The sequence below is a fragment of the Xanthomonas sp. PPL134 genome (genome assembly GCF_040595915.1).
GTDB lineage: Bacteria > Pseudomonadota > Gammaproteobacteria > Xanthomonadales > Xanthomonadaceae > Xanthomonas_A > Xanthomonas_A indica.
Map to the genome: position 1 here is coordinate 37,143 of NZ_JAMDLL010000009.1, position 25,387 is coordinate 62,529.

General features: G+C 70.0%; 25 protein-coding genes. 12 read left to right on the forward strand and 13 right to left on the reverse strand.

Features of this window, described 5'->3' with window-relative positions; genetic code table 11:
- Positions 1–32 precede the first annotated feature (32 nt).
- From M3U25_RS15485 to M3U25_RS15500, 4 genes are all read right to left on the reverse strand, one after another.
- The gene (locus M3U25_RS15485) at positions 33–1,406 is read right to left on the reverse strand and encodes an XVIPCD domain-containing protein (RefSeq protein ID WP_355501784.1); all 1,374 of its coding nucleotides are present in this window, start codon (positions 1,404–1,406) and stop codon (positions 33–35) included.
- Between the two features lie 11 nt (positions 1,407–1,417).
- Positions 1,418–2,068: a hypothetical protein gene (locus tag M3U25_RS15490; RefSeq protein ID WP_355501781.1), complete on the reverse strand. Its 651-nt coding sequence runs from the start codon at positions 2,066–2,068 to the stop codon at positions 1,418–1,420.
- Positions 2,069–2,171: 103 nt separating this feature from the next.
- Positions 2,172–2,735, reverse strand: coding sequence for a hypothetical protein (locus M3U25_RS15495; RefSeq protein WP_355501778.1), 564 nt, complete (start codon positions 2,733–2,735; stop codon positions 2,172–2,174).
- 202 nt (positions 2,736–2,937) lie between these two features.
- Complete coding sequence (locus tag M3U25_RS15500) at positions 2,938–5,145, reverse strand: methyl-accepting chemotaxis protein (RefSeq protein ID WP_355501775.1); 2,208 nt, start codon at positions 5,143–5,145, stop codon at positions 2,938–2,940.
- Between the two features lie 211 nt (positions 5,146–5,356).
- On the opposite strand from M3U25_RS15500, the gene M3U25_RS15505 reads away from it, so the two are divergent.
- On the forward strand, positions 5,357–5,719 hold the full coding sequence (locus M3U25_RS15505; RefSeq protein ID WP_355501772.1) for a hypothetical protein: 363 nt from the start codon (positions 5,357–5,359) through the stop codon (positions 5,717–5,719).
- On the opposite strand, the gene M3U25_RS15510 is transcribed toward M3U25_RS15505, so the two are convergent.
- The 4 genes from M3U25_RS15510 to M3U25_RS15525 all read right to left on the reverse strand — a co-directional run bounded on the left by M3U25_RS15510 (position 5,712) and on the right by M3U25_RS15525 (position 9,739).
- Positions 5,712–7,304 carry a choice-of-anchor Q domain-containing protein gene (locus M3U25_RS15510; RefSeq protein ID WP_355501769.1) on the reverse strand — a complete coding sequence of 531 codons (1,593 nt, stop codon included), beginning with the start codon at positions 7,302–7,304 and terminating at the stop codon, positions 5,712–5,714. The two genes, M3U25_RS15505 and M3U25_RS15510, sit on opposite strands and share 8 nt — an antisense overlap.
- A 287-nt stretch (positions 7,305–7,591) precedes the next feature.
- On the reverse strand, positions 7,592–9,142 hold the full coding sequence (locus tag M3U25_RS15515) for a cryptochrome/photolyase family protein (RefSeq protein WP_355501829.1): 1,551 nt from the start codon (positions 9,140–9,142) through the stop codon (positions 7,592–7,594).
- Between the two features lie 49 nt (positions 9,143–9,191).
- On the reverse strand, positions 9,192–9,350 hold the full coding sequence (locus M3U25_RS15520) for a DUF2256 domain-containing protein (RefSeq protein ID WP_017912123.1): 159 nt from the start codon (positions 9,348–9,350) through the stop codon (positions 9,192–9,194).
- A gap of 26 nt (positions 9,351–9,376) precedes the next feature.
- Positions 9,377–9,739 carry a hypothetical protein gene (locus M3U25_RS15525; RefSeq protein ID WP_355501764.1) on the reverse strand — a complete coding sequence of 121 codons (363 nt, stop codon included), beginning with the start codon at positions 9,737–9,739 and terminating at the stop codon, positions 9,377–9,379.
- A gap of 91 nt (positions 9,740–9,830) precedes the next feature.
- Here M3U25_RS15525 and M3U25_RS15530 point away from each other — a divergent pair, with 91 nt between their 5' ends.
- The 4 genes from M3U25_RS15530 to M3U25_RS15545 all read left to right on the forward strand — a co-directional run bounded on the left by M3U25_RS15530 (position 9,831) and on the right by M3U25_RS15545 (position 12,761).
- Positions 9,831–9,956, forward strand: a complete 126-nt coding sequence (locus tag M3U25_RS15530) for a hypothetical protein (RefSeq protein ID WP_355501761.1) — start codon at positions 9,831–9,833, stop codon at positions 9,954–9,956.
- 52 nt (positions 9,957–10,008) lie between these two features.
- Entirely contained in the window at positions 10,009–10,863 is an 855-nt protein-coding gene (gene ttcA / locus M3U25_RS15535) for a tRNA 2-thiocytidine(32) synthetase TtcA (protein ID WP_355501758.1), read from the forward strand.
- 133 nt (positions 10,864–10,996) lie between these two features.
- Positions 10,997–11,902, forward strand: coding sequence for a recombination-associated protein RdgC (locus tag M3U25_RS15540; protein WP_242157565.1), 906 nt, complete (start codon positions 10,997–10,999; stop codon positions 11,900–11,902).
- A gap of 67 nt (positions 11,903–11,969) precedes the next feature.
- Positions 11,970–12,761 (forward strand): SprT family zinc-dependent metalloprotease, encoded by a 792-nt coding sequence (locus M3U25_RS15545; RefSeq protein ID WP_355501755.1) that lies wholly within the window; start codon positions 11,970–11,972, stop codon positions 12,759–12,761.
- 670 nt (positions 12,762–13,431) lie between these two features.
- Here M3U25_RS15545 and M3U25_RS15550 read toward each other — a convergent pair.
- The 3 genes from M3U25_RS15550 to hemH all read right to left on the reverse strand — a co-directional run bounded on the left by M3U25_RS15550 (position 13,432) and on the right by hemH (position 17,663).
- Positions 13,432–15,627, reverse strand: a complete 2,196-nt coding sequence (locus M3U25_RS15550) for a methyl-accepting chemotaxis protein (RefSeq protein WP_355501752.1) — start codon at positions 15,625–15,627, stop codon at positions 13,432–13,434.
- A gap of 237 nt (positions 15,628–15,864) precedes the next feature.
- Positions 15,865–16,707: an alpha/beta hydrolase gene (locus M3U25_RS15555; protein WP_355501749.1), complete on the reverse strand. Its 843-nt coding sequence runs from the start codon at positions 16,705–16,707 to the stop codon at positions 15,865–15,867.
- The gene (hemH, locus tag M3U25_RS15560) at positions 16,704–17,663 is read right to left on the reverse strand and encodes a ferrochelatase (RefSeq protein ID WP_242157580.1); all 960 of its coding nucleotides are present in this window, start codon (positions 17,661–17,663) and stop codon (positions 16,704–16,706) included. Before hemH ends, M3U25_RS15555 begins: the two co-directional genes overlap by 4 nt.
- A 166-nt stretch (positions 17,664–17,829) precedes the next feature.
- Here hemH and M3U25_RS15565 point away from each other — a divergent pair, with 166 nt between their 5' ends.
- The 6 genes from M3U25_RS15565 to M3U25_RS15590 all read left to right on the forward strand — a co-directional run bounded on the left by M3U25_RS15565 (position 17,830) and on the right by M3U25_RS15590 (position 22,384).
- Complete coding sequence (locus M3U25_RS15565; RefSeq protein ID WP_355501745.1) at positions 17,830–18,726, forward strand: YSC84-related protein; 897 nt, start codon at positions 17,830–17,832, stop codon at positions 18,724–18,726.
- A gap of 125 nt (positions 18,727–18,851) precedes the next feature.
- Complete coding sequence (gene tatA / locus M3U25_RS15570) at positions 18,852–19,082, forward strand: Sec-independent protein translocase subunit TatA (protein WP_242157590.1); 231 nt, start codon at positions 18,852–18,854, stop codon at positions 19,080–19,082.
- A gap of 15 nt (positions 19,083–19,097) precedes the next feature.
- Entirely contained in the window at positions 19,098–19,634 is a 537-nt protein-coding gene (tatB, locus tag M3U25_RS15575) for a Sec-independent protein translocase protein TatB (RefSeq protein ID WP_355501742.1), read from the forward strand.
- Positions 19,631–20,365, forward strand: coding sequence for a twin-arginine translocase subunit TatC (tatC, locus tag M3U25_RS15580; protein WP_160947470.1), 735 nt, complete (start codon positions 19,631–19,633; stop codon positions 20,363–20,365). The genes tatB and tatC overlap by 4 nt, the downstream gene beginning before the upstream one ends.
- Before the next feature lie 628 nt (positions 20,366–20,993).
- On the forward strand, positions 20,994–21,986 hold the full coding sequence (locus tag M3U25_RS15585; protein WP_242157615.1) for a trypsin-like peptidase domain-containing protein: 993 nt from the start codon (positions 20,994–20,996) through the stop codon (positions 21,984–21,986).
- A gap of 98 nt (positions 21,987–22,084) precedes the next feature.
- Positions 22,085–22,384: a hypothetical protein gene (locus M3U25_RS15590; protein ID WP_355501739.1), complete on the forward strand. Its 300-nt coding sequence runs from the start codon at positions 22,085–22,087 to the stop codon at positions 22,382–22,384.
- Positions 22,385–22,394: 10 nt separating this feature from the next.
- Here M3U25_RS15590 and M3U25_RS15595 read toward each other — a convergent pair whose 3' ends face one another.
- Both M3U25_RS15595 and M3U25_RS15600 read right to left on the reverse strand, forming a co-directional pair.
- The gene (locus M3U25_RS15595; RefSeq protein WP_160947472.1) at positions 22,395–23,288 is read right to left on the reverse strand and encodes a BPSS1780 family membrane protein; all 894 of its coding nucleotides are present in this window, start codon (positions 23,286–23,288) and stop codon (positions 22,395–22,397) included.
- 47 nt (positions 23,289–23,335) lie between these two features.
- Positions 23,336–24,106: a glutamine amidotransferase gene (locus M3U25_RS15600; RefSeq protein ID WP_242157623.1), complete on the reverse strand. Its 771-nt coding sequence runs from the start codon at positions 24,104–24,106 to the stop codon at positions 23,336–23,338.
- Positions 24,107–24,336: 230 nt separating this feature from the next.
- Here M3U25_RS15600 and M3U25_RS15605 point away from each other — a divergent pair, with 230 nt between their 5' ends.
- Positions 24,337–25,146: a substrate-binding domain-containing protein gene (locus M3U25_RS15605; protein ID WP_355501735.1), complete on the forward strand. Its 810-nt coding sequence runs from the start codon at positions 24,337–24,339 to the stop codon at positions 25,144–25,146.
- The last annotated feature ends 241 nt before the right edge of the window (positions 25,147–25,387 follow it).

Genomic DNA, 25,387 nt, shown 5'->3' on the forward strand with positions numbered 1-25,387 from the left:
CGCCGACGCGGGGGCCGGCGCCCCCGCTGCGCTCAACGGCTCAGCACCTGCGGCGGATCGTTCCGCGTCGGGCCCTGTTGCGACGCCTGCAGCGCCTGTTCCTGCGCCTGGCGTTGCGCCTGCCCCTGCTGCGCCCCCAGTTGCTGCAGCTGCTGGTAGGTCTCCTGCGCCGGCCGCGCGATCGCCTCGCTGGTCGGCATGTGCGCACGATTGGCGTAGGGATCGGGGGAGACATCGCCCCCGCTGCGGTACACGAACGCCAGTTCGCCGCCCTGATGGGAGGCGGTGGGCCGGTTGAAGCCGACCGACAGCTGGTCGCGCTCGCTGAAGCCGTTCTGCCTGGCCAACAGGGTCAGGCTGGCGGTCATGCGCTCGCTGTTGTCGTCCCAGCCCTTGCCGATCGCCTGTTCGGCCTGGGCCACGCCGGTGCGCACCCGGTCGTGCAGGGCGCGGTCGGCGCCACCCGGCGCGGCGGCGGGCTCGCCGGCACGCGGCGCGGGCGGCTGCGCCTGCGGCTCGGGCTTCGGTGTCGGCGCGGGACCGTCGCGGAATCCTGCCGGCAGCAGATCGCGCGGCACCTGCGCGGCATCGATGCCGACCGCCTTGAGGTCGGCATGCACCGCCGGCGGCGTGCGCTCGGGGTGCTGCGCCTGCGCCCGGTCCTCGGCATTGGCGATCTGCGCCAGCGCGCGCTCGCCATAGTGCTGCGGGTAGCCGCGCGCGTCGTAGAACAGCTTGCCCATCACCTCCACGTTGCGCGGGTTGTCGGCGTCGATCTTCAGATCCTTGCCGAAGCTCAGCCCGTCCCTGGCGGTGTAGGTGGCCTTGCTGCCCACGCCCTGCTTGTCGATGTAGCTCGCCATCTCGGTGCTGGCGTTGTACAGGTCCTTGAGCGTGGCCTTGGGAGTGTTGCGGGTGACGTAGTCGGCCAGCGTGTTGACCCCGGCGATCTCGTCCTTGGCCTCGCGCGTGCGCTGTTCCTGCCCATAGGCCTTGAGCGCGGCGGTGTAGTCGTGCGGCGAGGGCGAGGCGGCGATGCCGTCGATCTTGGCGGCGAACGCCGCATTGCTGCGGTCGATGGCCGTCTTGTTGATGGCATGGCCGATCTCGTGGCCCAGCACGATGCGCGCGGTGTTGGCCGAATCGTCGCGCGGGGAATGCATCTTCGCCGTTGCCAACACATCCATGGGCAGCTCGATCTGCCCCGTGCGCGGGCTGTACGACCCGGTGCCCGCCTCGGGGCTGGGCGCGAAGCCGGACAGCTGCTGTTGCCCGATCGCCTGCTCCACGCGCGAGCGAAGCTCCGGCGTGTTGTCCAGCATCTGCCGCAGCGCCTGGCCTTCCTTCGGATGCGCCTGCGCGAAGGTGTCGACCATGCCCTTCAGGCGTTCGTCGTCGTGTGCCATCTCCGCGCTCCTTATGCGTCGACCAGGATCTGCAGCATCTCCACGCACGCCTGCGCATCGTGTTCGCCGGCGTCCTTGCCGACGAAGGCGTACACGGCGACCGCGCCGCGTTCGAAGTGCCAGCGGCCGGCGCTGCCGGGGCGCGGCGGCGCGATCCAGCGCGGCACGAAACCGGCGGCGACCAGCGCCTGGCGATACCCGGCCAGCGATTGCGTGCACTGCGCCGGCGCCGCGCCCGGCGCGGGCGTGAAGCGCAGGTCCAGCCGCGACGGCGGCGCATCGTCGGCATCGGCGACCGATTCCAGCGTGTAGCCGCCACCGCCGGCCAGCGTGCCGGACGCGCTGAACGCATGCCCGCCCTCGTCCTCGACCTGCACGCCGGTTTGCGCGGCAACCCGGGAGGCGACCAGATCCTGCTTGCCGCCGATCGCCAGGATCAACCGTACTACGCCTTGTGCCAGGTGCTCTGGCGTCATCTCCGACATGGTCCGCTCCGTGTGTGCAGGGGTGATCGAGGGGGAAGAAGACGGTGCGCCGGCACAGGCGGCCAGCAGCGCGGTGGCCAGCACCAGGGCCGTGCGCAGCGCCGGGCGCGTGCCGGCTGCGCGCCGCGACCGGCGGCCATTGCGATGAAACATCCGCTCCATGAAACGCTTCTCCATCAAACGCCTTCCGCGCATGTGATCGCAGCCAGGCATGAGCCTGCGATTGTAGCCAGCGCATGGGCATCTGGCAGCCGGCCGCGGCGCATGCGATGGCGCCGCTTCAGTCCCAATCGGCGCGGCGCTGCCAGACGAAGCCGGGCAGGTCGATGCGCTTGCGCGGCGTGCCATCCCAGTCCACGGTGAAGCCCGCCGCACGCAACGCCGCGGCCACCTGTTGGCCGACCGCCAGGTCCGCGTCCTCGCGCCCGTCCAGATCGCCGAATGCCAGCATCAGCCCGCCGCCGTCGATCGCGCGCTCCATGTCCTGGCCGTGGTAGAAGCAGTAGCCGTGATAGCGCCTGTCCGGCGCGTCGGCCACCGCCTGGTTCACGTCGACGTGGCCGTCGGACATGGTGTAGCCGGCATTGGCCAGCGCACAAATGCCGTCCTCGTGCAGCCGCTCGAACAGCGCCTCGAGCCGGTCGCAATCGGTCTGCGCCGGCCAGGCCTGCTCCGCCTGCTGCTTGGCCTGCCATTGGCTGGCGACCGAGGCGCGCAGCATCGCCTCGTCGCAGTCGTCTTCGAGGATGTCCTCGATCATCTCCTGGATCTCGTCCTGGGGGTAGAACCCGGACCAGACCCATTTGCGGATCGCGTCGGACACGTAGGCGTCGGATTCGTTCATGGCAGATCCTGCGGGCGTTCGGACCGTCCATGATTCCACACGTCATCCGTCGCTGCAGGTGGCCAGGACCCGACGGACACCGGCGGTTGCCATGGAACACCATCCGCGACTGTCGGCCGCGCTGCGCGAACGCGCGCCACGCCTTACCAGGGAGGAGGCGTGGCGTGCGCGCTGCGGTCCGCAGCGCGCCGTCTCGGCATCCCTAGCCGGCGCATTCGACCAGCAACGGCGCCGCCACCCGCTGCAGACCACGCCTGGCGCTCGAGGGAGCGGCCGCGCCCAAGGGCTTGGCCTGGCTCCGCGCCGGCATGTCGCCGGTGCTGCCGGCCACGCGGAACAGCGTCACCGCCTCGCCGAGCTGGATGGCCTGCTCTTCCATCGCCTGGGCCGCCGCCGCGGCTTCTTCCACCAGGGCAGCGTTCTGCTGGGTGGCCTGGTCCATGTGGGTGATGGTCTGGGTGACCTGTTCGATGCCGCTCGACTGCTCCTGCGACGCGGCCGAGATCTCGGTCATGAAGTCGGTCACGCGCTGCACGCTGGCGACGATCTCGTGCATGGTGCTGCCGGCGCTGTTGACCAGCAGCGAGCCTGCGTCCACCTCGCTCACAGAGTCGTCGATCAGCTGCTTGATCTCCTTAGCGGCTTCGGCCGAGCGCTGCGCCAGCACCCGCACTTCGCTGGCGACCACCGCAAACCCGCGGCCCTGCTCGCCGGCGCGCGCGGCTTCCACCGCGGCGTTGAGCGCGAGGATGTTGGTCTGGAAGGCGATGCCGTCGATCACGCTGATGATGTCGGCGATCCGCCTGGACGAGGTCTGGATGCCGTTCATCGTGTCGATGACCTGGGCCACCACCGCGCCGCCTTGCGACGCCACCGCGGTCGCGCCGATGGCCAACTGATTGGCCTGGCTGGCGCGTTCGGCATTCTGGCGCACGGTGGAGGTCAGCTCCTCCATCGAGGCGGCGGTTTCCTCCAGGCTGGCGGCCTGCTGCTCGGTACGACGCGACAGATCGGCGTTGCCGGCGGCGATCTCGCCGGCGGCGCCGGTGATCTGCCCGGCCGCATGCTGGATGCGGCCAACGATCCCGGTCAGCTGGGCCACGGTGGCATCGGCATCCTCGCGCATCTGCGCGAACACGCCCTGGAACTGCCCCTCCATGCGCGTGGTCAGGTCGCCGCTGGCGATGTCCTGCAGCAGACTGGACAGCGCCTGCAGATTGCCGTCGGTGGTCGCCATCAACTGGTTCAACCCCTCGACCATCTCGCGGAAGTCGTACTGGAAGCGCGCGGTGTCGCCGCGCACGGCGAAGTCGCCGGCGGCCGCGGCGTCGACCAGCCGCCCGATCTCGGCGTTCATCGCCGACAGATTGCGCTTGACCTGGTCCATGGTCTCGGTGAGCGCGGCCTGCTCGCCGGGCAGGCGATCCATGTCCTGCGACAGGTCGCCGATTGCGTAGCGTCCCATGATCTCGAGCAGGCGCTGCTGGAGGCTCACGTGCATGTCGAGCAACGCATTGCTCTCCCGCACCATGCGCCCGTACTCGCCGGGAAACGCGTGCTCGTCCATGCGCTGGCTGACGTCGCCGTGCTCGTGGTGCCTGGCCACCTGCGACTGCGCCGCCATCACCGCCTGCAACTGCGCCTGCATGCGGTCCATGCTGGTCAGCAAGCGGCCGGTCTCGTCCTTGGGCTGCGGCGGGATCCGATGGTCCAGCCGGCCCTGCGCGATGGATTCGGCGATCTCCGTCGCGCGCCCGAGCGGCCCGGCCAGGCTGCGGGTGATCAGCACGCTCAAGATCGCGCCGAGCACCGCCGCCAGCAGGCCGAACCCGATCAAGGCACGATTGCTGAAGAGCAGGGCCGCCTGGATCTCGTCGGAGCTGAGCGCGTTCTGCCGGATCTGCAGATCGACCGCGTTCTGGATCACCTGCACGCGCCGCGCCAGCAACGGCGCGGCATCGCCGTACAGCAGTTGCCTGGCAGCCTCGATCTCGCCGGAACTGGCCAGCGCCAGCACCCGGCTGTTGACCGACCGCGCGGCCGCCTGCGCGTCATGGATCTCCTTGCGCATGGCCAACCCTGCCGGCGTGCCGGGCAGGGCGTCCAGCGCCTTGCGACGGCGATCGTTGTCGACGCGGATCTCCTGGATCTTGGCGGCGAGCGCCGGGCGCTTGTCGGCCGGCGACAGCATCATGTCGCGCAGGTAGCGCTCCGCGCTCATATTGTTGCGCAGCATGGTGTACAGCAGTTCGGTCTTCAGATTGTTCTCGTGGACGATCTTGTCGACCGCCTGGCGCACGTTGTGGAACTGGTAGAGCGCCAAGGTGGAGGACGCGCCAAGCAGCACGATCAGCAGGCCGAACGACAGCGCAAGGCGCTGACTCACCTTGAAGGAGTGGAAGAAATGCATCGGGGGGGGGACTCGCGAGGGGGGGTACCTCTATCGGTATCTGCATCGCGAACTTGACCCCCAGCGAACGACCCAGGTCCCAAATCCGGACATTCGCAGGCGCAGACGTCGCCGGCGCCGCGCCATCGCGCGGCACCGCCGATGCCCAGGAAAGCAGATACGCCACCGTATCGTCCGCAGCGCGTGCGCAGGCTCGAACGGCGTTGTTGGCATGCACCGCAACGCGCGTCATGCCTGCAATGGCGAGGTCCGCGCGGCGTCGGCCGCCACCTGGCACACGTCGTCGGCCGCACCGGACAAGCTGCGGCGCAAGCCGAGCGCACGGTTGCGGCGCGATCGCTCGACGTGGCGGCCGCATGCGGCGCGGACTGGTCTGCGACCCGACACCAGCGCGGTGCGGCACGGCGGCACCGTCGCGCCGCCCGGTGGCGCATTGCCGGATCAGCACATCAGTGCGGGAAGCGACGTTGCCGCACGCTCTTTTCATCCCGGCGACAGACGCGCAGTCGCACCGGCCAAGCCGGCGCGACCGCGCGGTGCCATGCACGTCATGACCGTGAATCGGCCTACTTGATCTCCACCGCGCCGAGATCGCACACGGCGGTATTGCGCGGATTGCCGCGCTGGTCGATGGCGGCGCAGCCGCTGCCGGCGTTCAGCGCGGGACTGTTGGCCGCAGGCAGCTGGGTGAGCGTCGGTCCGCCGTTGTTGGCCGGGGCCGACAGCAACGGATCGGCCGCTTTCACGGTGCCCGCGGCCAGGCAGGCATTCGGCCACACCGCGCCCTTGGCCGAGTACTCGATGAGGTTGTTGCCGGTGTTGCTCTGGTTGTTGCAGAACACCCGCTCGGTCTTGGAGTACAGGATGCTGTTGCGCAGGTCGAACCTGTCGCCGAACAGCGTCACCCACGGCGTGTTCTCGGCGAAGGTGACGTTGTTGAAGCGCACGCTGGGGCTGCCCTGGTCGCCATTGGCCGGCTGCCAGCCGACATGCTGGATGGCCGCGCCCACGCCCTTGGCGGAGTTGCCGTAGAAGGTGCTGTTGCTGACGTCGCAGGCGCCGTAGCAATCCAGGTACAGCGCGCCGGCGTTGCCCTGTTCGGCCTTGTTGGACAGGAAGCTGGTCTCGGCGACGCGGATGGTGCCCGGCGTGGTGATGGTGGTGCCGGCATGCGAGGTGTCGGTGAAGCCCATGCTGATGCGGGCGCCGCCGCCTGGGCCACCGGTGGCGACGTTGTTGGCGAAGGTCGAATACTTCACGTCGATGGTGTCCGGCGCGTACGCCCACAGCGTGGCGCCGCCGGACCCGTTGGCGGCGACGTTGTTGCGGACCACAGTACCGCACACCGCCAGCGTGCCGCCGCTGCCGACGCCGCCCTTGAGATAGCCGGCCAGCGACGCGCCGTCGGTGTCGATCGCGCCGCCGCCGCCGAAATTGCCGGCATCGGGGAATCCTTGCGGCGCATTGATCGCCTGGTTGTTGGCGAATTCCGAGCCGACGATGGTCAGCCGGCTGAGCTGGGTGTACAGCGCGCCGCCGAGCCATGAGGTGTTCTTGTAGAAGCCGCTGCGAACGATGGTCACCTCGGCGTCGCTGCCGGCGAAGATGGCGCCGCCGCCGATGCTGCTGCGGTTGGCCAGGAATTGGCTGTTGAGAACTTCCAGTTTGCCGCGGTAGCCGACCTTGATCGCGCCGCCGCCCCAGGTGCCCGGATCGTAGGCCTGGTTGGATGCCGGCTGCACCGAACTGCCGTTCTGCAGTTTCAGATTGCGCACCGACAGCGCGCTGCCGGCGTTGACCAGCAGGATCCGGGCGGACTGGCGACCATCCAGGGTGATCCTGCCCTGGCCATCGATCACGGTGGGCGTCGTCGCCGCGATGACGATCGAACGGTCGACTGCGATGCTGGTCGGCTTGGTGCCGCAGTTGAAGGTGATGTAGCCGCCTTGCGCAGCGGCGGCGGCCAGCGCGCTGGCGGTGCAACTGGCCTGCGTGCCGGTGCCGACCACCGCGGCCGCAGACGGCAGCGCCCAGGCCTGCGGCACACTGCATTGCGGCGCCGCGGGGACCGCGGCGATCGCCGTGGCGGTGGTCATGAGGGCGAGCACACCCAGCGCGCGGGCGCTGGTGGTGAGGGAGAGCGTCGTGGTCATGATCATGCTCGATAGGGTTGCGGGGGAAACAACACGACGCGCGACAGTCATCCGGCTGTCACCGCGTCGCTGACACCTCGAGTGCAACCGGCGGGCCTGCGCCGACCGGCGGCATAGGGTGCTTGAGCGCGTGGCGATCGACTGGAACGCAGGTAACAGATTGCGCGATGGCAGACGCATCGCATGCGACAGCGCGCGAATGCGCGGCGCGCTGCACGATTCGGTTGGGTCGCAGGACACGTTCCGGCAATGCGGGCATGTGCAGCGCTTGCGTTCGCTACGCGTGGCCCGCGCTACAGCGTGTCCAGGCGTTCGCGCAACTGCTGCGCGTGCGCGCGCAAGGCCTGCAGTTGCGTGGCCGGCAACTTGCCCAGCTGGCGGTAGACCATGTCCAGGCGACGATTGCGGCCCAAGGTGTCCTGGTGCCGTGCGAAGAAATCCCAGTACAGTGCGTTATACGGGCACGCACGCGCGCCGGTCTTCTGCTTGCGGTCGTAATGGCAGCCCTGGCAGTAATCGCTCATGCGGTCGATGTAGGCGGCGCTGCTGACGTAGGGCTTGGTCGCGAGCAAGCCGCCGTCGGCGAACTGGCTCATGCCGACGGTGTTGGGCAGTTCGACCCATTCGAACGCGTCGATGTAGACGCCCAGGTACCAGCGATGTACCGCCGCCGGGTCCAGGCCGGCCAGCAGGGCGAAGTTGCCGATCACCATCAGCCGCTGGATATGGTGCGCGTACGCATCCTTCAGGGACTGGCCGATGGCGTGGTGCAGGCAGCGCATGTGCGTGTCGCCGGTCCAGAACCAGGCCGGCAGCGGCGTGTCGTGGCCGAGCGCATTGCGCGCTTCATAGCCGGGCATGTGCGCCCAGTAGATGCCGCGCACGTACTCGCGCCAGCCCAGGATCTGCCGCACGAAGCCCTCCACCGCCGCCAGCGGCGCGGCGCCGGCGGCATAGGCGGCCAGCGCGCGCTGCACCAGTTCCTGCGGCCGCAGCATCTTGGTGTTCAGGGCGAAGGAGAGCTGTGAATGGAACAGGCGAGGACTGCACGTGCTCATCGCGTCTTCGTAGCGGCCGAAGTGCGGCAGGCCGTCGGCGATGAACCGGTCGAGGCAGGCCAGCGCCTCGGCGCGGTTCAACGGCCAGCGCAGCGCGTCTGCCTGCGGCTGGCCGAAACTGTCCACGCCGGCGGCCTGGATGCTGGCCCATAGCGCGCGGTGATCGTGGCTCGGGCGGGTATCCGGCGGCGCCGCCGGTTCGCCATGCCAGGGCTGGCGATTGTCGTGGTCGTAGTTCCACTGCCCACCCTCGGGCGTGCCGTCCGCCGCCAGCAGGATCCGGTGGCGCTTGCGCATGTACCGGTAGAAGTGCTCCATCAACCACTGCGGGCGTCCGCGGAAGAAGTCCGCCAGTTCACCGCGGCGGGTGTAGAAGTGCGCACTGTCCACCGCTTCGATGGCGAAGGCCTGCGTCGCACTCCACTGCCGCAGTTGCTGGTCCAGGCGCCATTCGTCCGGATCCTGGTACTGCAGGCACTGCGCACCGTAGTGCGCCATCAGCGCACCGAGATTGGCGGGGATGGACTGGCGGTTGCTGGCGTCGTCGATCGCCACGTAGCGCACGCGATGGCCGGTGCTGCGCAGATGCCGGGCAAAGTCGCGCATCGCGGCGAACACCGCCAGGATCTTCTGCGCATGGTGCAGGACGTAGTCGGTCTCCTGCCGCACTTCCATGAGCACATACACCACGCCGGGATCGCGCACGTCGAACCAGGCATGGTCGGGATCGAGCTGGTCGCCGAGCACAAGGCGCAAGGTGTGGGCGGTGGACGGCACCGGGTTCATGCAGCGCGGCACGCCTGCGTGCATGCGGTGCGCCAGCGCACGGCCCGGCTCATGGCGCCTCCGGCGCGCGCACGCGCTTGCGCTCGCCACGGCAGCGGTCGGAGCAGTACTTCACCTCGTCCCAGACCTTCTCCCACTTCTTGCGCCAGCGGAACGGCCGACCGCAGTGCAGGCAGGGCTTTTCCGGCAGATCCTGTTTCTTGCGCATCCGCGGCTCGCCAGGTGCGCGGTCGCTTACGGCTGCGCCGGCCACTCGCGGAACACCACGCAGACCGTGGTGGGGTCCAGCATCGCGAACTCGCGCGCGCCCCAGGGCTTGAGCGCGACGGTACGGCAATTCGGATGCAGCCACTGCGGCGCGCGTGCGGACAACTCGGCATAGATCGTGTCGATGCTGTCGGTTTCGATGCCCAGTTCCGGCCGGTCCTTGGCCGCCCATTCGGCGTTTTCCACCAGATAGGCCTTGGCGCCGTCGCGCGCGATCACCGCCATCGTCGCGTCCTGGTACAGCACCTGGAATCCCAGGCCGTCGACGAAGAAGGCCAGCCCGTCCTGCATGCGCGCGTAGAAGATCTTGGGAATGAGGTTCTTGAACATGGGGCGACCCTGCGTGCGTGGCTGGGGCGAGTGTACTGGCCTGCCCGAGACGCGGCATGAGCGCGGAAGACGGGCGATGCCGGAGCCGTAGATGCGGTGCAACGCGGACGGCCTGTCCTTTTGCGCGAACACCAGCGCGGGACTGCGCTGCCTCGGCACCGTCATCGCCCGCCTGACCAGCACGTTCGGGACGGTCGAGGTGGCGGAATTGGAGTGACCCGCAACGCCCCCGCGGCACGGCCCCAGCCGCGCCGACTACACTACCGCCGATGACCTCGCCCCTGCCCCTGCCGCCGCTGCAATCGCTCGCCGATCCCGCACCGCCTGCCGCCCGCAACGCCGCGGTGCTGGGCAGGCGCCTGTGCCGGCAGGTCGGCCAGGCCATCGCCGATTTCGGCATGATCGGCGCCGGCGACAAGGTCATGGTGTGCCTGTCCGGCGGCAAGGACAGCTACACCCTGCTGGACATCCTGCTGCAGCTGCAGCGCAAGGCGCCGGTGCCGTTCGAGCTGGTGGCGGTGAACCTGGACCAGAAGCAGCCGGGGTTTCCCGCCGACGTGCTGCCGACCTACCTGCGCCAGCGCGGCGTGCCCTGGCATGTGATCGAGCAGGACACCTATTCGGTGGTCACCCGGGTGGTGCCGGAGGGCAAGACCCTGTGTTCGCTGTGCTCGCGGCTGCGCCGTGGCGCGCTGTACCGCTACGCCGCCGAGCACGGCTTCACCAAGATCGCGCTGGGCCACCACCGCGACGACATAGTCGCCACGTTCTTCATGAACCTGTTCTTCCACGCCAAGCTGGCGGCGATGGCGCCGGTGCTGCGCAGCGACGATGGCCGCCACGTGGTGATCCGGCCGTTGGCCTATGTGCGCGAGGACGACATCGCCGCCTACGCGCAGGCGCAGGCCTTCCCGCTGATCCCCTGCACGCTGTGCGGCAGCCAGGAGACGCTGCAGCGCCGCCAGGTCGGGCAGCTGCTGCAGCAGTGGGACCGCGAGCATCCAGGGCGGGTGGAGCAGATCGCCCGCGCACTGGGCAACGTGCATCCGGCGCAACTGGCCGACCGCGCACTGTTCGACTTCGCCGCGCTCGGCGGCGCGGCGATCGCCCCGGCTGGCGCCTGAGCGGACGACGCACCGGGCTGAGTCTGCTCGCTGAACCGCCCGATGCGGTACCCGGGCGGACACGATGCGACAATGGCCGCCGCTCCCCGGCGCACGCCGCCGGACCGTTCCGTTTCCTTCCGCTGGATGCTCGATGTTCTTTCGCAATCTGACCCTGTTCCGCTTCCCCACCACGCTCGATTTTTCCGAGGTCGAAAAGCTCCTGCCGGAGGCGCTGCTCAAGTCGGTCGGCCCGCTGGAAATGAGTTCGCGCGGCTTCATCTCCCCGTTCGGCCGCGACGAGCAGGAGGCGCTGTCGCACCGCATCGCCGACTTCCTGTGGCTGACCGTCGGCGGCGAGGACAAGATCCTGCCCGGCTCGGTGGTCAACGACCTGCTGGCGCGCAAGGTCGCCGAGATCGAGGAGAAGGAAGGCCGGCGCCCCGGCGGCCGCGCACGCAAGCGGCTCAAGGACGACCTGATCCATGAATTGTTGCCGCGCGCCTTCGTCAAGTCCTCGCGCACCGACGCCATGCTCGACCTGCAGCACGGCTACGTCGCCGTGGACACCTCCAGCCGCAAGACCGGCGAGAACGTGATGTCGGAGATCCGCGGCCTGCTCGGCAGCTTCCCGGCGCTGCCGCTGAACGCCGAGGTGGCGCCGCGCTCGATCCTCACCGGCTGGATCGCCGGCGAGCCGCTGCCCGAGGGCCTGAGCCTGGGCGAAGAGTGCGAGATGAAGGACCCGATCGAAGGCGGCGCGGTGGTCAAGTGCCAGCACCAGGAACTGCGCTGCGACGAGATCGACAAGCACCTGGAAGCCGGCAAGCAGGTGACCAAGCTGGCACTGGTGCTCGACGACCACGTGTCCTTCGTGCTCGGCGACGACCTGGTGATCCGCAAGCTGAAGTTCCTCGACGGCGCGCTGGACCAGCTCGAGCATGCCGACCAGGACGGCGTGCGCGCCGAACTGGACGCGCGCTTCGCGCTGATGAGCGCCGAGGTGCGGCGCCTGTTCCTGCTGCTGGAAGACGCGCTGAAGCTGAGCAAGGCCGACTGATGCCACGGCGGAGGCGGCCGCACGCGGCTGTCACCGTGCGCGCCCGCGCCGGCGGTATGCTGTGCCCATGCCCGATCTGCTCCGTCGCCTGATCGCGCCGCCCCCGGCGGCCGTCGAACGCGACCTCGTCCGCTTCCGGTTGGACGAGCGCGAAGTCGAGGTGCTGCGCGTGCGCGACCCGCGCGCGCGGCGCATCAAGCTCAGCGTGGACGAACGCGGCGCGCGGCTGACCCTGCCGCTGCGCGCCAGCCTGGTCGCCGGCGAGCGCTTCCTGCTGGAGAACCGGCAGTGGCTGGCGCAGCAACTCTCGCGCTATGTTGCCGCCGAAACGCTGACGCCGCTGCGCCCCGGCGAAGCCGGCGAACTGCCGCTGCGCGGGCAGTCGCTGCCGGTGGCCTGGCACGACGCCCGCTACGCGCGCATCGAGGTCGCCGACGGCGTGGCCCAGCTGCACCTGCCGCCGCGCGGCGGCGATGCGGCGCTGCGCCGCGCGCTGCGCGATTTCTACGAGGCCCAGGCCCGCGCCGACGTCGGCCGCTGGCTGCCGCAGTATCTGCCGTCGCTGCCGCGTGCCCCGCGCGCGGTGCGCTACAAGGTCATGTCCTCGCAGTGGGGTTCGCTGGCGCCCGACGGCAGCATGGCGCTGGACCTGGCGCTGGTGCTGGGGCGGCCCTCGGCGTTCGAGTACGTGCTGGTGCACGAGCTCTGCCACCTGATCCAGGCCAACCACTCGCCGGCGTTCTGGCACGAGGTGGAAGCGCGCTTCCCCGACTGGCGCGCCGAGCGCACCTGGTTCCATCAGCACGGCCGCCAGCTCAAGGCGCACCTGCGCTGGCTGCTGCGGCCGGAGCGCAGCTGAAGGGCGCATCCACGCACGACGGGTTTCACCAGGAACGCCCGACGCGGCTGAAGCCGCTCCTACGACAGGACAGGCAAGCTGCATCCGGTCAGCGTGGGCGGAAGCACCTTCTTCGAAGGGTCCTGAAAGCGCTGCCGCGGTTGCGCGCATGGCACCGGCGCGGTGTGGCGCGGAGCGGAACGCGCGAGCAGGAAATGTTGCGCCGCCGCACGTCATCGCGCAGACGGTCGCTGTAGAGGCATGAAGGGAAGCTGGGTTCTGAGCGCGCGATGCGCTCGCATCGCGGTGTGTTGGCCCAGCGCTGCGGAAGCAGAACTCCATGCAGCGCCCGGTAGGCCCCCTCTCCTCCCGCCTACCGCAAACAGGCGCGTCCTCCGGCGCCAGCGAGGCGGTACGGTCCGTGCGGCGCTACGCCGGCATGTCAGGACGCCGGGATCGAGCCGCGAACACAGGACGTATCGCGTCTACGCCTGTTGACGGCAGGCGTGGGCGCAACTTAAGCGAAAATTTTTCTACACACAAGCTTCACGTTGGGTGTGTAGGGAGCACACCTACATGGCTGTCCGCATGCCCCTGACGCATGCGCATTTGGCCTGGCAACGGACGACACGCGAAGCGCCGCCGGCGCGGTGCATGGGGCATCCGATCGATCCTTCCGGCACGCTTCGCATCAGGCGTTGCGCGCGTAGTCGAAGCCGGCTGGCGCAGGCTGGATCGCCAGCACCGGCAATTCGTCCTCCGCAGGCAGAACCGACGGTGCCGCACCGGCCAGGCGGAACACCGCCACTGCCTCGCTCAGGCTGCCGGCCTGCTGCTCCAATGCGCGCGAGGCCGCCGTGGCCTGCTCCACCAGCGCCAGGTTCTGCTGGGTGCTGCGGTCCATCTGCGCCATCGCCTGGCCGACTTCGTCGATGCCGGCGGCCTGCTCCTGCGACGCGGCCGCGATCCCGGTCATGAGCGCATTGACCTCGCTCACCGATGCCAGCACGCGGCCCATGGTGCGGCCGGCATCGTGCACCTGTGCCGAGGCCACCGCGACCTGGTCCACCGACGCCTCGATCAGGCGCTTGATCTCCTTGGCCGCATCGGCCGAGCGTTGCGCCAGCGCGCGCACCTCGCTGGCGACCACGGCGAAGCCGCGGCCCTGTTCGCCGGCGCGTGCGGCCTCCACCGCGGCATTGAGCGCCAGGATGTTGGTCTGGAAGGCGATGCCGTCGATCACCCCGATGATCTCGCCGATCTTGCGCGAGGCCGCTTCCACGCCCTGCATCGCGCCGACCGCCGCGTCGATCGAAGCCCCTCCCTGGCCCGCCACGGTCGTCGCCGCGTCGGCCAGTTCGTTGGCGTGGTGCGCATGCGTGGCGTTCTGGCGGACGGTGGCGGTCAGGCGCGCTGCCGCCCGGGCGGTACGCTCCAGCGTGCCGGCCTGTTCGGCGCTGCGCTGCGACAGGTCCTGGTGACCGCCGGCGATGGCGCCGGCCTCGGCGTCGATCGCCGCGGCGGCGTGCTGGATGCCGGCCACGATCGCGGCCAGTTGGTCGGCGCTGGCATTGGCGTCGTCGCGCATGTCGGCGAACACGCCGCGGAAGTCGCCGTGCATGCGCACGCCGAGATCGCCGCTGGCGATGGCGCGCAGCAACCCGGACAACTGGCCCAGGTTGCCGTCCACCGTCGCCATCAACTGATTGAGGCTCTCGAGCATGATGCGGAAATCGTGCTGGTGCGCGCCGAGGTCGGCGCGTGCGCTGAAGTCGCCGGCCGCGGCGGCCTCGGCCAGGTGCCAGATGTCGCGGCTCAGCGTCCCCAGGTTGGCCTTGATCGCATCCATCGCCTCGGAGATCGCGGCCTGCTCGCCGGGCAGGCGCGGCATGTCCTCGCTGAGGTCGCCGATGGCGTAGCGCCGCATCAGCGCCACCGTCGACTGCGCGGTGCCCACGTGCAGGTCGACCAGCGCATTGGCGTCGCGCAGCAGCTGCCCGTAGTCGCCAGGGAACGCCGCCGCCTCGCCGCGCCAGGCGATGGCGCCGTCCGCATGCTGTTGCGCCATCCGCCGCTGCTCGGCCAGCACCGCACGCAGCTGCGTCTGCATGGTCTGCATGCTGCGCAGCAGGTCGGCGGCTTCGTCGTTGCCCTGCGCCGGCACCACCGCATCGAGCTGACCGGCGGCGATGGCCGCGGCCACACGGGTACCGTCGCGCAAGGGCCGCACCAGGCTCTGGGTGATGCACCAGCCCAGCCAGGCGCTGACCGCCAGCAACAGGCCGCCGCCGAGCAGCAGCATCCAGCGCGCGCGGGTCATGGTGGCCACCGCCTGCGCGTAGGAACCGTCGCTGAGCGTGCGCAGGTGCGCGGCATTGCGCTGGATCGCCTGCTGCCACTGCGCCAGCAGCGGCTGCAGGGTATACAGGTGCAGGGTCTGCGCATCCAGGTTCTGGTTGTCGGCGGCCAGGGCCAGCACCTGCGACTGGAACGGCTGCACCTGCGCGTAGGCCTTGTCGATCGCCGCGCGCAGCTGTGCGCCGGTGCGGTCGGCCGGGTCCAGGCGCAGCGCGAACAGCGTGCGCCGCGCCTGCGCATAGTCGTGCTGGGCCGCGCCGATGGCGCGCACCACCGCCTGCTTCTCGTCCGGGTTGGTCAGGATGACGTCATTGAGCAGGCCGATCTCCAGCCGCGCCTGCGCGGCGACCATGGCGTTGGACAGGCGGATCTTCTCCATCTTGTCCAGGGCGATGTCGTCGAGCTGATGCCGCGCCAGCGCCATCGACGCCAGGCTGGCCACGATCAGGGCGCCGCAGATCAACAGCAGGGCAGCGAAAGCGAAGGTCAGGCGTGGGCTGACCCGGTAGCGGCGAAGGAAGCGGATCATCGGAGGCGCGGCGCAGAGCGAAAGGTGCGCGCTACGCTGTGCGCGGAAGTTTTCCGAAACGCGACGGCTCGGCGACAACATGCCGAACTGTGACGCCGGAAAGCGCACGACCGCGGCAGGCCGCACAGCGCCGGCGGTCAGTCCGTCGCAGTGTGCGTGCGCGATGCTCGGCGGCACGATGGCGTACCGAGCGGAGACTGCGGCGCGACGACCGCGTCGCCCGCCGCCGCGGCCGCCTCAGAGGAAGTCGCGCAGCACCGCGGCCACCGCCGCCGGTTGTTCCATGTGCAGGTGGTGGGTGCCGGGCAAGGTGTGCACGCGGCCGTCGCGCAGGCACGCGGCGCGCTGCAGGCGCAGCGGCTCGGGCAGCATGTCCTGCGCCGGGTCGGCGAACACCACCGCGGTCGGGCATTCGATGCCGGCCAGCAGCGCCTGCATCTGCGGCTCGGTCGCGCGGATCGCCGTCGGCAGGGTCAGGCGGCGGTCGCTGCGCCACACGTAGCCGCCGTCCACCGCCCGCACGCCGCGTTCCACCAGCAGCCGTGCCGCCGGTTCGCTGAGCTGGTTGGCGAGCATCCGCGCCCGTACCGGCGCGGCCAGGTCGGGGAACACGCGCAACGGCGTGGCGGTGGCGCGGCGGGTGCTGGCCACGCTATGGCGCAGCCGTGCCACTGCCCCCGCCTCGCTCTCGGCCAGGCCGCCCAGCATTTCGATCGCCACCAGCTTCTCGATGCGCTCCGGCGCCGCGGCGGCCAGCAGGCTGGCGATGGCCGCGCCCATCGAATGGCCGATCAGCACGAAGCGCTCCCAGCCCAGCGCGTCTGCCGCATCCAGCACCGGATGCAGGGCACTGGCCAGCAGGTACTCGGCGCCATCGGGCAAGGCGCTGCTGTGGCCATGGCCGGGCAGGTCCAGCATCACCAGGTCCAGCTGCGGCAGGTGCCGGCTGAGCGGCACGAAGCTGGCGGCGTTGTCGAGCCAGCCGTGCAAGGCCAGCGCCTTCGGCCCCTCCGGGTCGCCGCTGCGCAGTCCGGCCAGCGCGCCCACCCGCGAGGGGCAGGCGAAGGGGCGCACACTCATGCGGCGCGGGCCGCCAGCTGCGCCAGCGCGCGCGCGTGCGCCGGGGCGTCGTTGAGGCAGGGGATGTAGCGCACCTGCATGCCGCGTTCGGCGCAGGTCTCGACGAAGCCCATCGCCACTTCTTCCAGGGTTTCCAGGCAATCGGTGGCAAATCCGGGACAGATCACGTCCACCTGCTTGACCCCCTGCCCGGCCAGCTCCCACAGCCGCGGTTCGGCATACGGGCGCAGCCAGCGCTCGGCACCGAAGCGCGACTGGTAGCCCAGCTCCCATTGCCCGGCCTCCAGGCCCAGCGCGGCGGCGATCGCCTGCGCGCTGGCTTCGCAGCGCTGCGGGTAGGGATCGCCGTTGTTGGCCACGCGCTGCGGCAGGCCGTGGAAGGAGAAGAACAGGCGCTCGCCGCGGCCGTGCTGCGCCCAGTGCGCCCGCACGCTGTCCGCCACCGCGGCGACCCAGGCCGGATCGGTCGGGTAGTCCTCGATCAGGTGCACCGGCAGCTGCGGATGGCGCGCCTGCCAGGCGCGCACCACGTCCTCGATCGAGGCGGTGGTGGTGGTCGAATACTGCGGGTACAGCGGCAGCACCACGATCCGGCGCACGCCCGCCTCGCGCAGCGCATCCAGGGCCGGCGCCAGCGCCGGCGCGCCGTAGCGCATCGCCCAGGCCACGCGGTGGCCGGGCAGTTCGCGCTGCATACCCTCGGCCAGGCGCCGGGTATACACCGCCAGCGGCGAACCGTCCGCCAGCCACACCTGCGCGTACTTCTCCGCCGACTTCGGCGAGCGCCGCGGCAGGATCACCCAGTGCAGCAGCGGCCACCAGAACAGCCGCGGGATCGCGACCACGCGCTTGTCGCCGAGGAACTCGGCCAGATAACGGGCGACCGCAGGCGCGGTCGGCGCCTCGGGCGTGCCTAGATTCACCACCAGGATGGCGGTCTCGGGTGCGTCGGACATGCGCGCATTGTGGCAGAGCGCGCACGCCACGGCGTGTCGATTCGCTCGATCGCGGCGATCGATGGCGCCTGCGCGCAGCCCGGCACCACTCATTGCCGATTCATTGCCCTGTGACTAAGTTCAAGCGCTTGCAGTATCTTGCTGCGGACCTACTTCGGAGCCCGCCATGCCCCTCCTGCCGCGCCTCGCCCTGTTGTTGAGCACCCTGCTGTTCGTCGGCCACGCCGTGGCCGGCCCGGAAGAGGACGAGCGCGCCCGCAACGCGCTGCGCGTGCTGACCGACATCCAGAAGATTCCCGAGCAGGCCATCCCCGACAAGCTGCTCGACGAGGGCCGCGCCATCGTGGTGATCCCGGATACGCTCAAGGCCGGGCTGGTGATCGGCGGGCGTCGCGGCCACGGCCTGATGTCGGTCAAGCGCCCCGATGGCACCTGGTCCAACCCGGTGTTCGTCAAGCTCACCGGCGGCAGCATCGGCTTCCAGGTCGGCGTGCAGTCCTCCGACGTGGTGCTGGTGTTCCGCAACGACCGCAGCCTGGACAACATCGTCAACGGCAAGTTCACCCTCGGCGCCGATGCCGGCGTCGCCGCCGGCCCGGTGGGGCGCAACGCCGCCGCCGCCACCGACGGCCAGCTCAAGGCCGAGATCTGGTCGTGGTCGCGCGCCCGCGGCCTGTTCGCCGGCGTCGCCCTGGACGGTGCGGCGCTGCAGATCGACGATGCCGCCGACCTCAATGCCTACGGCAGCAACACCACGCCGCGGATGATCTTCGAGGGCCGCACCACGAACCGGCCGTCCAACGACATCGTCGCCTTCCGCGACAAGCTCGAGGAAGCCACCTACGCCGCGCGGCAGAGCCGCGGCACCGACAGCAACGGCAACCCGGGCGCCGCCCCGGCACCGGCCATGCCGGCGCCGCAGCCCTCGCCCGAACCGACCGCCGCGCCCGACGCCGCCGCCAGCACCGTGCCCCTGCAGGGCCAGACGCCACCGGCGCAGCAGGGCTTCCAGCCGGTGTCCGACGGCGAGATCCGCACCGAGAAGCTCGACGGCGATCGCTGAGCGTTGTTCCCAACGTCACCTGTCCGTCCCGGCCTGCAGGCGCGCCTGCATGGCCGCGAGAGGTAACGCGGCGCGGCGCGGTGCGTTATCCTGCGGGTTCCTTACGACTTTTCTGCGAGCGGATCATGGGCAGTCTTAGCATCTGGCACTGGCTGGTGGTGCTGGTGATCGTGCTGCTGGTGTTCGGCACCAAGCGGCTGACGAGCGGCGCCAAGGATCTGGGCAACGCGGTCAAAGAGTTCAAGAAAGGCATGCGCGACGAGGACAAGCCGGCCGGCCAGCTCGGCGACGAGACGCGCAGCAGCAGCGAGCCGTCCCGCCAGACCCAGGCCGAGCGCGACCGCGACTCTCACTGACGGGACCCCGCCGGCGTGTTCGATATCGGATTCAGCGAACTGCTGGTGATCGCGGTGGTGGCCCTGGTGGTGCTCGGCCCCGAGCGCCTGCCCAAGGCGGCGCGCTTTGCCGGGTTGTGGGTGCGTCGCGCCCGCGCGCAGTGGGACTCGGTGAAGCAGGAACTGGAACGCGAACTGGAAGCCGAGGAACTCAAGCGCAGCCTGCACGACGTGCAGAGTTCGCTGCGCCAGGCCGAGACCCAGTTTCGCGACGGCAGCGAGGAACTGCACCGGCAGACCGAGGCACTGCGCCGCGAGATCGATCCGAACCCGCCGGTAGCGCCTGCGGACAACGCGCCGACCGTCGCGCCGACCGCGGCGGCCACCTCGACCGACGCCTCGACGCCGTACGTTGCCGACACGGCCACGCCCCCGCCGACGGCCTCGACGACTCCCGCAGCGTCCGTGCTGCCGGCCGCCGCGCGCGGCGCAGCCGCGCCGCATCCGGCACCCGGCGCGGCGACCGCGCATACCGGCCAGCCGCCCTCCCGTGATCCGGAGGCGCCGCGATGAACGTCGAAGCCGAGAGCAGCCTGATCGAACACCTGATCGAGCTGCGCGCGCGGCTGATGCGCGCGCTGATCGGCCTGGGCGTGGTGGTGGTGGCGCTGCTGCCCTTCTCCAAGCGCCTGTACTCCTGGCTGGCCGAGCCGATGCTGGCGCAGTTGCCGGTGGGCCAGAGCGTGATCGCCACGCACCCGGCCGGCGCGGTCATCGCCCCGCTCAAGCTGGCATTCTTCCTGGCCCTGTTCGTGTCCGCGCCGTGGCTGCTGTACCAGGCCTGGGCCTTCGTCGCCCCCGGCCTGTACCAGCGCGAGAAGCGCCTGGCGCTGCCGCTGCTGGCCTCGGCGGTGCTGCTGTTCTACCTCGGTTGCGGCTTCGCCTATTTCCTGGTGCTGCCGGCGGTGTTCCACTTCCTGACCACGTTCAAGCCGGACGTGATCCAGCTCACCCCCGATGCCGGCGCCTACCTGGATTTCGTCCTGGCGATCTTCTTCGCCTTCGGCGCCAGCTTCGAACTACCGGTGGCACTGGTGATCCTGGCCCTGCTCGGCTGGGTGACCCCGCAGCAACTGCGCGAGGGCCGCGGTTACGCGGTGGTCGGTATTTTTGTGCTGGCCGCCGTGCTGACCCCGCCGGACGTGGTGTCGCAGCTGATGCTGGCGATCCCGATGTGCCTGCTGTACGAACTGGGCATCGTGGCGTCGAGCTGGCTGGTGTCAAGCCAGGCGCGCACGCAGTAACCGCAGCTGCAGTCCGACCGCCCAACCCGGTGCGGTGATCTGGGATGCAAACTACGGCACGACCCGCAGTGGCTGACGTATAAAGTCCCCACGGGCAACTGCGCCGTCATTGCGAAACAGCAACGGATGCCCCCTGAGGGCCGCGAATAAACCCAAGGAAGGTACCGCGTGCGAATGACTGCCGGTGCACAGGACCAAGACCATTCCCTTGAGCGCATGCTGATCGCCCGTGCGCGGGTGCTGTCGCTTGCGCGACGACGCGATCTAGGAATCCAGCAGTGCGATGCGCTTCCACAGCGCGGCGTGGGCCGCGTTGCGGCGCGCCATTCCCTGCCATTTGGCCAACGCCGCGCCTGAGTAGAGAGATGTGTTGTCGGCTCGTGGCCGGCGCCGGATCGCGCGATCCGCGCACACGGCGCCGGAGCCGTATCCGATCACAGCAGCATCGGCACCGGGCCGCACCCGGCCCTGCCGACACGGCCATGGAAGACCGTCTTCATGGCGGTGGCACTCGCGCCGCCGCCCCCTCCTGTCCCTGACGGACAGGCAAGCCGGCAGAGCGCAGGACGTCGCTCACGACCGGCATCGCTCGCAATGAAGCAGTATCCCAATGACCAAGGAGTACGTCATGAAACGTCTGGCTGCACTGGGATTTACCTTGCTGGTATCGACAGCGGCGACCGCGGCGGTCGCAGGTACGCCATCGTTCCAGAAACAGGGCGGGAAAGCGAAGTTCATCAACGGCGACAATCTGGTGACCGGCGTGTACGCGGAGACGGCCACCCCGGCGGACACGCGCTTGCAGAGTCCGCAACAGAAAGCCGCCGGCCTGAGCGCGGTGATGGTCACCCGCAATGGCGACCAATACGTCTCGTCGGCAAGCGCGGAGGACGTGGCGCTCTTCGAGGAGGCGATCAAGGCGATGGAACTGCTCGGCCGCCTGCCGCACTCCGTACCCGGCACGCCACCGACGCGTCCCACCGGCGATGGTGCCGGCCGCGCCGTCCCCAACGTGGTGATCGGGACCGACGAACGGGTCCAGGTGACCACCACCACCAACGCGCCGTACTGGCACATCGGGCGCATAGGCATCGGCTGCACGGGAACGCTGATCGGACCCAAGCACGTCCTGACCGCCGGCCACTGCGTGTCCGACGGCGCTGGCAATTGGTATTCCAGCCTCGACTTCACCGTGGCCCAGAACGGCAGCTACCAGCCGTGGGGAACGGCGACGTGGGCGCGTGCCATCACCACGACGGCGTGGCTCAACAACGGCGACAGCAACTACGACTATGCGCTGATCGTCCTGAGCACTGCTCCCCATGGCGGGAATGCAGGCTGGGGCACCTACTCCGGAGGCACCCATACCATCACCGGATACCCGGGCGACAAGCCATTCGGAACGATGTGGAGTGCGTCCGGCGGTGTCTCGACCAGCGGCTCCTACAGGCTCTGCTACACCATCGACACCAGCGGCGGCAACAGCGGAAGCGGCATCTACGACAGCGGCTACGTGGTCCGCGGCGTCCACACCACCGGCTCGTCGAGCCAAAACTGCGGGACGCGGCTGACCAGCACCGTCTTCAACACGCTGCAGAACTGGATCGCCGACAACCCGTGACGAGCGCCCGATCCCGATCCTGAGTGCCATCGCCGTGGTGCTGCGGAGGACTGCGCACCACGGCTTACGCCGAACCGACGATGCGAGAGGAATTGCAGATGAGACGGATGCTTGCCGCGACGCTGGTCCTGCTGGCGGGCTGCAGCCTCGGCAGCGGGCCGGCCGCGAATCGCGAGCCGCTGGAGTCCGCGCTGATTGTCGGCAGCGCGCAATCCCCGGACCCTGTGCTGGCCAGGGTCATGGAGCTGAAGGAGCGGGGCGTGGTGGAGGGCGTCGTGGTGTACGAATCGTTCCCGGTGCGGATCCGCCTACGCGCGCCCAGGCGGGTGATCGACGAACTGGAGGCGATGCCACGGGCGGCCCAGAGCGCTCCCGGCGACGGCAGCGGCCGTCGCTGAGCTGCCGCGATCAGGCTTCGATGACGTTCGGTGGCGGCGCCACGGCCGCCGCATCGCCGGCGTGCACGAACATCTGCTTCCAGGCCGCATACACGATCCCGGCCAGCACCGGCATCAACAGCGCCATCAGCAGCAACTGCGCGACCAGCGCCGCCACCGCGGTGCCGACGAGGAACTGCAGCACCAGCATCACCACGGTCAGCGCGAAGTAGAACGCGAACATGGCCAGGAAGGCGAGGACGAAGAACACCAGCATCGCCGGCAGGTTGTGCAGGCAGGCGCGCAGGCCGTGACCGATGGCGGCGATGCCGTTGCGGCCGTCGAACATCACCTGCGGCGCGAACAGGAACAGGGTCAGCGCCACGGCCACGAACCCGACCGCCACCAGCATCAGCCACAGCAGGATGCGCAGCGCCGGCAGGGTCGCGACCAGTTGCTCCACCTGCAGCGGATCCGGCTGCGCGCCGGACTGGCCCAGCTCGTTGAGCTTGTTCATCACCGTGGTCAACTGCATCCACCCGTCCGGGCCGATCACCACCACCGCCAGCAGGGCCAGCGCCAGTCCGACCACCACCTGCGGCAACAGCGCCACCAGCAGGTTCGGCGTGCGGCCGCCCTGCAGGCCCTGCAGCAGGTGCGCCGGCTCGGCACTGCGGCCCTGGTCGACCTCGCGCACGGCCCACACCAGCCCGCCGAACAGCAGCGGCCCGGCCAGGCCCATCAGCAGTTGCGCCAGCATGCCCAGGGTCGGGTTGAGCACGCCCAGGAACAGGGCGATCAGCGCCGTCAGCCCCCAGATCAGTCCCAGCCGGCCCAGCGCCCATGGCGCCCGTCGCAGCAGGGACATGCCGGCCAACAGCCATTCCGCGCCGGCCGAGGCCGGCAGCTTGCGAATCTCGATCATTGCCAATCCGAAGTGGGGGACGCCGTACAGCGCGGCGACTGCACAGATTATCGCGGTTTTGCCTGGCCGCTGCTGTGCTGCCCGCGTGCGTGCTGAACGAAGCGCCGCAACAGTTTGCGTGCCAGCGGTGCGGCGCTGACCTCGCGGGCGATGGTACGGGCGCAGCGTCCGGCGCTGCGTAGACAGTCGGCACGCGCCTGCACGTAGCCGCGCATGTGGTGGGTGGCGAACTCCGGATGGAACTGCAGGCCCCAGGTCGCCTCGCCCCAGCGGAAGGCGTGGCACTGGTCCTGCGCCGAGCGCGCCAGCACCGTGGCGCCGGCCGGCGCGCGCAGCACCGTCTGCAGATGCGTGGCATGCGCGGGGAAGCGCGCCGGCAGGCCGGCGAACAGCGGATCCTCGGCCGCGGGCGGATGCAGTTCGATGTGCACGGTGCCCGATTCGCGCCCGGCCGGGTTGTAGGCCACCTCCCCGCCCAGCGCGTGCGCCAGCAGCTGGTGGCCGTAGCAGATGCCCAGCAGCGGCGTGCCGTCCTCGGCGGCCTCGCGCAGCCAGCTTGCCGAGCGCTCGCTCCAGTCGGCCCGGTCGGTGACGAACGCCGCCGAGCCGGTGACGATGACCCCGGCGAAGTCGCCCCGCGCCGGCAAGGCTTCCCCGGCGGCGACATTGGCCACCACCGTGTCGCGCTCGGCCAGGCCGGCGGCGACCCGGATCCAGTGCGGGAAGCGTCCGTAGCGCCGCATCGTCGCCACCGGTTCACCGGTCTCGAGGATCAGGAAGGGCGCAGCACGGCGACGGGCGGAAGAAGCCAACGGCATGGTGGGATTCTAGACGGCGGCGCGCGGCTTTTTGCAAGCGCCGGTGATGCGGATGGCATAAGCATATAACTGCGAGCAAGGGGATGCGGCGACGTGCCCCAGGCCCGTGGAATGGCGCCGTCGCAGTGGCGCGCAGGCGCACTGGCATGACCCGCGCGCGCTGGCGGCTTCTCCTCCGCTTCAGCGCGGATCGCGCAGGCTGTCGCCGTTTTCCCCCTGGCAGGTGTGCAATGCGTCGTTCCCTGATCCCCTTGACCCTGGCCGTGCTGCTGCTCGCATCCGCGTCCGCATCGGCGGCGGCGCCGGAAGCGAGCCGCCCCGCCCCGCCCTCGACGCTGACCGTCCTCAGTTCCGGCGGCATCATGGGCGCGATCCGCGCCGTCGCGCCCGAGTACGAGCGGGCCACGGGCGTAAAACTGCACATCGAGGCGGCGCCGTCGATGGGCGACACCCCGCAGGCGATCCCCAACCGCCTCGCCCGCCACGAGCCGGCGGACGTGCTGCTGATGGTCGGTGCGGCGCTCGACAAGCTCCTTGCCAGCGGCCAGGCGCGCCCCGCCAGCCGCGTGGACCTGGGCGAGTCCTACATCGCCATGGCGGTCAAGCAGGGCGCGCCCAAGCCGGACATCTCCACCATGGACGCCTTCCGCAAGACCCTGCTGGACAGCCGCTCGGTGGCCTATTCCGACAGCGCCAGCGGCGTCTACCTGTCGCGCACGCTGTTCCCGCGGATGCGGCTCGGCGACGGTTTCGCCGCCAAGGCACGGATGATTCCCGCCGAGCCGGTCGGCGCGGTGGTCGCGCGTGGCGAGGCGCAACTCGGCTTCCAGCAATTGAGCGAACTCAAGCCGGTCCCCGGCATCGCCATCGTCGGCCTGATCCCCAAGCAGGCACAGCAGATGACGCTGTATTCCGGCGCCGTCGCCACCGCCAGCACGCAGCCGCAGGCGGCGCAGGCGCTGCTGGAGTACCTGGCGTCCCCGGCGGCCGCGAAGGCGATCGCGGAAAGCGGCCTCACGCCGCTCGCCAGGAAGCCATAGCCACGGCACGGATCGCGGCGCTGCGTCCGGCCCCCTCGTCCGACGCGAGGGCGGCGCGCATCATTGCCTGTTGTGTGGCTTGGCGGGACACACCGTGATCCCGTAGGAGCGGCTTCAGCCGCGATGGGCATTCCCGGGAACGCTTGGTCGCGACTGAAGCCGCTGCTACAGGTGCGCCAGCCATCGCGATGATGGAACTGGGATGGGAGCGTCGGGATGGGGGATCGGCAGAAGCGCGTCC